General features: G+C 41.2%; 4 protein-coding genes. All 4 read left to right on the top strand.

Annotated features, from left to right (window positions below; all coding sequences use genetic code 11):
* Positions 1–481 precede the first annotated feature (481 nt).
* The 4 genes from AM228_RS25535 to AM228_RS25515 all read left to right on the top strand — a co-directional run bounded on the left by AM228_RS25535 (position 482) and on the right by AM228_RS25515 (position 6,882).
* Complete coding sequence (locus tag AM228_RS25535; RefSeq protein WP_054469742.1) at positions 482–1,894, top strand: hypothetical protein; 1,413 nt, start codon at positions 482–484, stop codon at positions 1,892–1,894.
* Positions 1,895–2,301: 407 nt separating this feature from the next.
* Positions 2,302–4,080 carry a methyl-accepting chemotaxis protein gene (locus tag AM228_RS33565; protein ID WP_197285413.1) on the top strand — a complete coding sequence of 593 codons (1,779 nt, stop codon included), beginning with the start codon at positions 2,302–2,304 and terminating at the stop codon, positions 4,078–4,080.
* A gap of 304 nt (positions 4,081–4,384) precedes the next feature.
* Positions 4,385–6,268 carry a methyl-accepting chemotaxis protein gene (locus AM228_RS25520; RefSeq protein WP_054469739.1) on the top strand — a complete coding sequence of 628 codons (1,884 nt, stop codon included), beginning with the start codon at positions 4,385–4,387 and terminating at the stop codon, positions 6,266–6,268.
* A 221-nt stretch (positions 6,269–6,489) separates the two neighbouring features.
* A complete protein-coding gene (locus AM228_RS25515; RefSeq protein ID WP_082349091.1) occupies positions 6,490–6,882 on the top strand; it encodes a CHAT domain-containing protein in 393 nt (130 codons plus the stop codon).
* The last annotated feature ends 715 nt before the right edge of the window (positions 6,883–7,597 follow it).

Below are 7,597 nucleotides of genomic sequence, written 5' to 3'. Positions count from 1 at the left end.
GGGAACAGGGAACAGGGAATAGTGAATAATAAATAGTAAATAACGAGTATTAAATACTAAATAGTCAATAGTCAATAGTCAATAGTAGATAGTGAATAGTGATACTTCTTTTGTACGGGCTTCCTTGCGAAGCATAATCCGTCAGGCTATATGGCCAGAAAGCCCCTACGAATTTTCACTTTTAACTTTTCACTTGTACGGGCGTCCTTGCGAAGCATAATCCGTCAGGCTATATGGCCAGAAAGCCCCTACGACTTTTCAATGCATCACTTTTCACTTTTAACTTTTCACTTTCCCCGTTCCCCGATAACTGTTCCCCGTTCCCCAACCAACAAAGAATCCCTACCCAACAACCAACAACCAACAACAAAATTAAATCTAGACCAGAATACGGATAATGGCGGATTATCCTCGAATAAAGGAATTGACTGGCAATGCTTACTCAGTTCACAAGGGCTAATGTGCCATTTCTAGGAGAATCATGTTGGCTAATTTAACGCTGAAATCCCGCATTTTTTTGTCTTATTTAGTTTATCTGGTGTTTTTAAGTATTCCTGGAGCGATCGCCCCTGCTTACTTTTACCTGAATGCTCAAAAATTTGCCCACCAAACCCCAGAAATTAGCCAAAACTTACTGGCAAATCAACTGTCTGAGGCTAAAATTAAACTCCAAGAATCTATCTTGGGCTATGTTAGTACAAAAGACCAGGTTTTTCTTGAGTCTTATGATGTCAATTTGCGGCAATTGAACAATGCGATCGCTGTTTGGGAGCAACGGAAAACAGATATGCCGCTCGAATCGGCAAATTCGGGACAAAAAATTTTGCTCCTGGCTAAAGAATTAAATGATTTAAATCAATATATTTTAGCTTCGATCGCATCCGGAAAAACTGACCAGGCGATTCGGGCTATTGGTGCGGATGAAAGTCGGCAAATTTGGTTAGCATTAACCGCAGAAATTGAGCGGGTGAGAATGGCCGAAATTCACGCAGAGTCGCTAAAAATCCAAGCAGTTAATACTTCAATGCGGCAGTTAGTGTTCCTGGGGGCTTTGGCGACTTTGATTTTTTCCCTGTTGGCGATCGCCCTGGGTTTGGTGATGGCCGATCGCATTTTGGGCAAGGCGAAGCAGTTGCTTGAACCCATAGTAAAATCTTCAGGGGCGATCGTCCAAGAAATGAACGATCACCAACAGAGTGGCCAAAATCAAGCCCAGATATTGAGTCTCACCACGCCTCAACTGCAAGAATTACGTGAATTTTGCCAGTTATCCAGGGAAAATTCCACATCCATCGATCGAGATTTTGCCGAACTTTCCATACATTTGAGCGAAGTTCGTTCTCAGCTTCAGCAGATTAAATCTCTCCGGGAAATTAGCGATCGCCTAGTGGATTACAGCAAAAAACTTTCCCTTAATATTAGCCTGAAAATTGGCCATAAATATACAGAAAATTATCGAATGTTTTTGTTTTTAAATACCGAACTTAAAAATATAACCAATTACGCGCAAAAACTGGATCGCACACTGAATCAAATTGTCGGTGAATCGGCGAATCTGGCCTCGAATATCTCTTTTTATGCCCCCAGTTGGGGGGGAAACAATCAATACCCAATCAGCCCGGATTTAATCAGCCATGATGGATTCACCAGTCCTAGTGAATTGAGCGATCGCCTGTTGATTCTGTGTGAACAAATTAAAATTCAGATTTCACAATTGGCGTTGTCTAGCCAACAGCAAGCGGCTAATAGCGAGCAACTGTTGGATTCTAAAGAGCAATTAGAGGAAATCGGTATGACTATGGCTTGTGGCATCGCTGAAACAACGATTCAAATCCAAAAACTGCACCAATTAGCTTGGCACTTAAAGTCTTTTTTGGGCGATCGGGCAGTTTAATCTATTCCCCAGATATTCCCCAGACCCCAGATATTCCCCAGACTCTCCCTCCGAGAAAGGCGAGATTTGTCCGTTATATTTTTATGGTCTAATTTTAAATTTTAGGCTCTAAAGCCAGGGCGATAGTCACCCAATTAGCCGGCCATTTACCAAAATTAGTCTGCTCAGTGGCTTTGCTTTTATCTCAGGTAACATAATTTAAGTTTTTTGATAATTATTTTATAAAACTTAACGATTCATAACTAAATATGCTAAGATTATAGACTATCATAAACACTGAAGATTAATACATATCTGCGGTGTGGTAGTTGCGGGCTTGGATTTTTTTTGGGCAAAAAATTTCACCAAATAAATCCGCAGGCTCCGCTGGCTATAAATCAATGTAATCTAGAGTAATGTCTTATAAAATGTCTCTAAGAAATCAATCAATTATCTTTGCCATCGCCCTGGGAACTATCCCGGTAATCGCCACCGGAATGATCGCTTATTGGATCACCAACCCAACGATTAAAACTGGAGTTATTCGCTATCAAAAAACTCTGGCAATTGGCATCAGCAATCGCATCCATCAACTGACCAGCGAACGGGTCAACGATCTGAAAGTTATCTCTGGTTTGGGTATTTTCAACGATCAAAAAGTCGTTTCCGGGAGAACATATAATCCACTGAATGCGCTGATGGAAAACTTTCGCCAATCTTATGGGATGTATCAAAGCATCTTGGTCTCTGACCTCACCGGCAAAGTCATGTTACAAACCCAGGGATCTGCTGTCTCTAACATTAGCAACGAAGACTATTTTCAGCAAGTCCAACGCACCAATCAAATCACCGTTGTCAAACGCAGAGAACAAGGAGGTGAGTATGTCATTCTTATGGCCGCACCTTTACGGAATATCAACAGTTCACAGCCGATGGGCGTGGTGCGTACACTTATGCCGGTAAAAGAGTTGACAAAAGTCGTGAGCTTCGCTGCGGAACGATTAGCGGAAGCCTCGGAAAAATTTCAGAGTGAAAATTATCATCTCATTGATGGGGAAGGGAGTATATTTCTCTCTAGTAACCAGAGTCTAGTGGGGCAAAAAATTGAGAATCAGATTCCCGAATTTCGCCAGTTATCCCAAAATAAGCAAAGCATCAGTCAAGAATTGTTTAATCCTGCCACCAAGGAAAATATACTGATCACTTATATCCCTATACCCGCGATCGCCGAAGTAGCTAACCTTAACTGGAGTGTGGTTGTCACTCACGATACGAAAGAAGTTTTTGCTACAGAAAAACAGTTGTTTTGGGTATTGACTGTGGTGGTGATAATCACCTCTGTAGTGGTGAGCATTATTGCGGCTTTATTTGCCAATCGCACTACCCGCACGATTACGGAAATTGCCAATGTCATCGCCGAATCATCGGTAGAAATTGCCAGCACAATGGAACAGCAAGAACGCAGTACCAGCCAACAAGCGATGGCGGTGAATCAAACAACTAGCACTATGAATGAGTTGAATAATTCCGCTCGACAGTCCGCAGAGCAAGCGGAAGGATCCGCTCACGGAGCTCGTCAGGCGTTAAATTTGTCCAAGCAAGGCAGTAATGCGGTAGAAGATACCCTCGAAGGGATGAATACTCTCCGGGAAAAGGTTGGGGCGATCGCGCAACAAATTATGCGACTCAGCCAACAAACCAATCAAATTGGCAATATTTCCACCATTGTGGCTGACCTAGCCAACCAAACCAATATGTTAGCCCTGAATGCTTCCGTGGAAGCAGTTCGGGCTGGCGAACATGGTAAGGGATTTGGGGTGGTGGCCAGTGAAATTCGTAAACTCGCCGACCAAAGCAAAAATTCCGCTGAAAAAATTAATACATTAGTAGCAGATATCCAAAATTCTATTGACCTCACGGTAATGGTGACTGATGAAGGGACAAAAACTGTAGAAGACGGAGTAAAAATTGCCCAAGAGACAGAGAAAGCTTTTTCTGGGGTCAGCAATGCGATTAATGATATGGTCCTAAGTTGCCAGCAAATTTCCTTGAACGCAGAACAGCAGGTGACGGCCATTCAACAAGTGGTCGATGCGATGAATAGCTTGAACTCATCGGCACAGGAAAATGTTCAGGGAATTAGTCAAGTGAAAACCCGCACCCAAGAACTCAGCCAAGCGGCTCAAACCCTGCAAGGTATTGTCTAATATTGTATAATATTGTCTAATAAGTTTACGGGCAGAAATAAATGCACCACAGACCCCATTAGAGGAAAGAGGATGCATAGGAAAGAGGATGCATAGGAAAGAGGATGCATAGGAAAGAGGAAAGAGGATGCATAGGAAAGAGGAAAATTCTCTATTCTCTATTCTCTATTCTCTATTCTCTATTCTCTCTCCTTCCTACAGGCGGGAATTCAAAGCCTATCGGCGGGGAACGAAAAGTGCAATTAATTATCTTCACCTACTTATTGCTGAAACCTGGTTTAAAGAGGGAACTTAATCAATAGTTATGAACGCTTTCTTCAAAAAAATCCAAAATCAATTGGTGTCTCTGCTCATTTGTAGTATTTTATTTCCGGTATTCGTTCTGGGAGGTTATAGCATTTCGGTTTACTCCAATGCTTTAACGGACTTATATTTACAGCAGACGAATAACCAAGGAGTGCAAAATACGGAAAAAATCGTTAACTTTATACAAATTTTTCAAAAAGACCTTTTATTTTTAAGTGAAGTACCCCCGGTTCAAGGAATTATCCGCGCTAGAGAAGCGGGCGGCATCGATCGCCAACAAAACTCTTCTTATGAGATTTGGGTAAAACGACTGAATGGGATTTTTGAAGCGACGATGAAAAATAATTCTGCTTATATGGAGCTTCGCTATTTAAATGAAAAAGGAGACGAAATGGTCAGAGTGGATTCAGATGGGACAAAGATCACCGCGACTCCGCCCAATCAGCTAGAAAATAAGTCGGATGGAGTATTTTTTCAGGAAACGAGCAAATTAAATTCTCGCGAAATTTATACTTCATCCTTACAATTAAATAAGGAGCGGGGCGCGATCGCTACTCCTTATCAGCCAGTGATTTATTATGGGATGCCAATTTTTGATGTCATGGGTCAAAGAAAAGGAATGCTGATGAGTAAGGTGTCCGCTGAACCTGTATTTGATATGATTAAAAATTTCCACCTTAATCAAACATCTGAAGTGATATTAGTAAATCAAGATGGATATTATTTATATCATAAAGATCCGGAAAAGCAATGGGGCTTTGATTTAAATCATAATGAAACAATCTTTAAAGATTATCAATCAGATTTAGCCAGTAAATTAATCTCCATCAACCAGGATGTTGATGGTTTGACGCTTAACAATACTTTTTTTAACTCTTATGGTATTCCTTTAAATAAAGACGAAAACTCTTATTTAAAATTAATTTTCAAAACTGACCGAAAACAAATTACTAAACCAGTTGACGACTTGAAGAAGTTTAATGTTTCTATTGTCTTGATTACTTTGGCGATTGTTTTACCATTTTCGGTTATACAAATTCGTAAATTAATTAATCGCTTAAAAATTTTAATTAATAATATTTCAAATTTTTCTTTGGAAGTTTTGACAACGTTAAATCAACAAGAGATCCTTTTATACCATCAGTCTTCAACGGTTAATGATACTAGCAATACTCTGGAGGATTTGGGAAAATTTGCCCAACAAACCGCCCAAGAAGCGGAAAACGTGGCGAAAAATGCCCAGCAGTCATTAACTTTAGCAGATCGGGGAGATAGCTTGGTAAAAGAAACTCTGAAGGGGCTGCTTTCGGTGCAAGAAAAAGTGGCAGTTATTTCTCAGCAAGCGCAACGATTAGGAAGTCAAACCTCTCAGATTGGTAATATTACCAATTTAGCTCGCGTGGTGAGCGATTTGGCCAAGCAAACGAATATGTTAGCTTTGAATGCTTCGGTGGAAGCAGTCCGCGCTGGTGAACATGGGCAGGGTTTTGGGGTGGTGGCCGCCGAAATTCGCAAACTTTCCGATGAAAGTCGGAAGGCAGCAGAAAATATTAATGCGATCGTGCCAGAACTTCAAGGGGCGATCGCGGCTACGGTTCAAGCCACCCAAGCGGGGGCAAAAACCCTGGAAACTGGGATGACTATTGCGGAACAAGCGGCTCAAGCTTTTAGTGGCGTGCGGCAGGCAGCCAATGAGGTGTTTATTAGTAATCAACAAATGTCTTTTAATGCGAAAAAACAAGCAGTTTCTATGGAAGAACTGGTGCATATTATGGTCGATCTGAACCAAAAATCGGCGGAAAGTGTGAAAGCTATCAGTTATACTAAGCAGGGAGTAGAAACTTTGAATAAACAAGCGGAAAGTTTGAAGACGATCTTATAAACCGATATAAATAAATTCACTACAGACTTCATTATAGGAAAGAGGAAAGAGGAGGCATAGGAAAGAGTAAATAGGAAAGATATTCTCTCTCCTCTCTCCTCTCTCCTCTCTCCTCTAATTTGGAAGGCAGTTTTTGGAAGGCAGTTATTTATTTAATTCCAGGGCTGATGAGCGGGAACAAGCCAGACAAAATGTCGATATGTCCATATTAATCCGCCTCAATATCGAGAATTACAAGAAATCAACTGTTAATTAAACCAGTTGAAAATTTATTACCCACTAACCCGGATGAACGAGTGATTTTTGTTTCCACAGATTCTTTATTTTATCTACCTTTTGCTGCCTTGGTAGATGAAGAAGGAAAATTTTTAATTGAAAAACATACAATTTTAATGTCTCCTGCCATTACTGTGTTAGAAACAACTCACAAACAACGGCAAAATTTATCTTCTTCTGCAAAAGATATTAGACTTCTTGCAAAATTCGTGCAAAGCCCCTCACCCCCGTTTGACCGCCAAATGCCTCCGGCACGCTTCGCGAACGGGCAGGGGGGAGGGGGTTGGGGGGATCGACATCTTTATTTTGCTATAGCAGTTATTAATAGGGTGGGTTAGGCGGTGAAAATTTGGCGGAAAACATTTCAATATTTAGCTTCCTCCGCCGTAACCCACCACATCCGGGACAATCAAATAAGCGATCGCTGTAGTTATTGGTAGTGGGTAGGGGGCTACGTCCAAGCGCCCACCGCGCAATGGGCAGGAGCGCAAGCGCCCCAATTAACCCCGAAATTGTAGCAATAATTTTTGAAATTGGTATTAGTTCTTTTGGCTTGGTAAGTGTCCTATACCACGAGACTACCGCCATACATTAATAAGATGCCATGCCCAATTCACAAAAGTTTCAGGGAAGGCAGGGCGCAAGTGCGAAGAGGTAGCAACCCGCCCTCCCTGGCAGATAGGTAAAAAAAATGTAAAATTTTAATAACTTTAATAACAATTTTTTAATAATCTTGCCGCTCGCCAAAAACGAGGTTAAATTGATACTAATACCTGAAGTATCTACCCCAGTACCATTAACCCGCGTCTAGGATTAACAACTTTATTCACTTTATTAGCAAGTTTAACCCTAACAATTCCCTCCCCACTCCTATTGGGGAAAAAATTTGAGATGGGTAATGGAGTATTCGCCCAAACAGTTACAGAACGAAAAGCCGAAGCAGACCGATTATTAGAGCAGGGAAGACAACAATATACAACTAGCCAATACCAAGCCGCAATTCAGTCTTTAGAAACTGCATTAAACATTTATCGTGAAATCGGCGATCGCAAT

The sequence above is a fragment of the Planktothricoides sp. SR001 genome (assembly GCF_001276715.1).
In the GTDB taxonomy this organism is placed as follows: Bacteria; Cyanobacteriota; Cyanobacteriia; order Cyanobacteriales; family Laspinemataceae; genus Planktothricoides; species Planktothricoides raciborskii.
The sequence above is the reverse complement of the archived record's forward strand: the minus strand, read 5'-3'. Positions and strand labels throughout refer to the sequence as shown.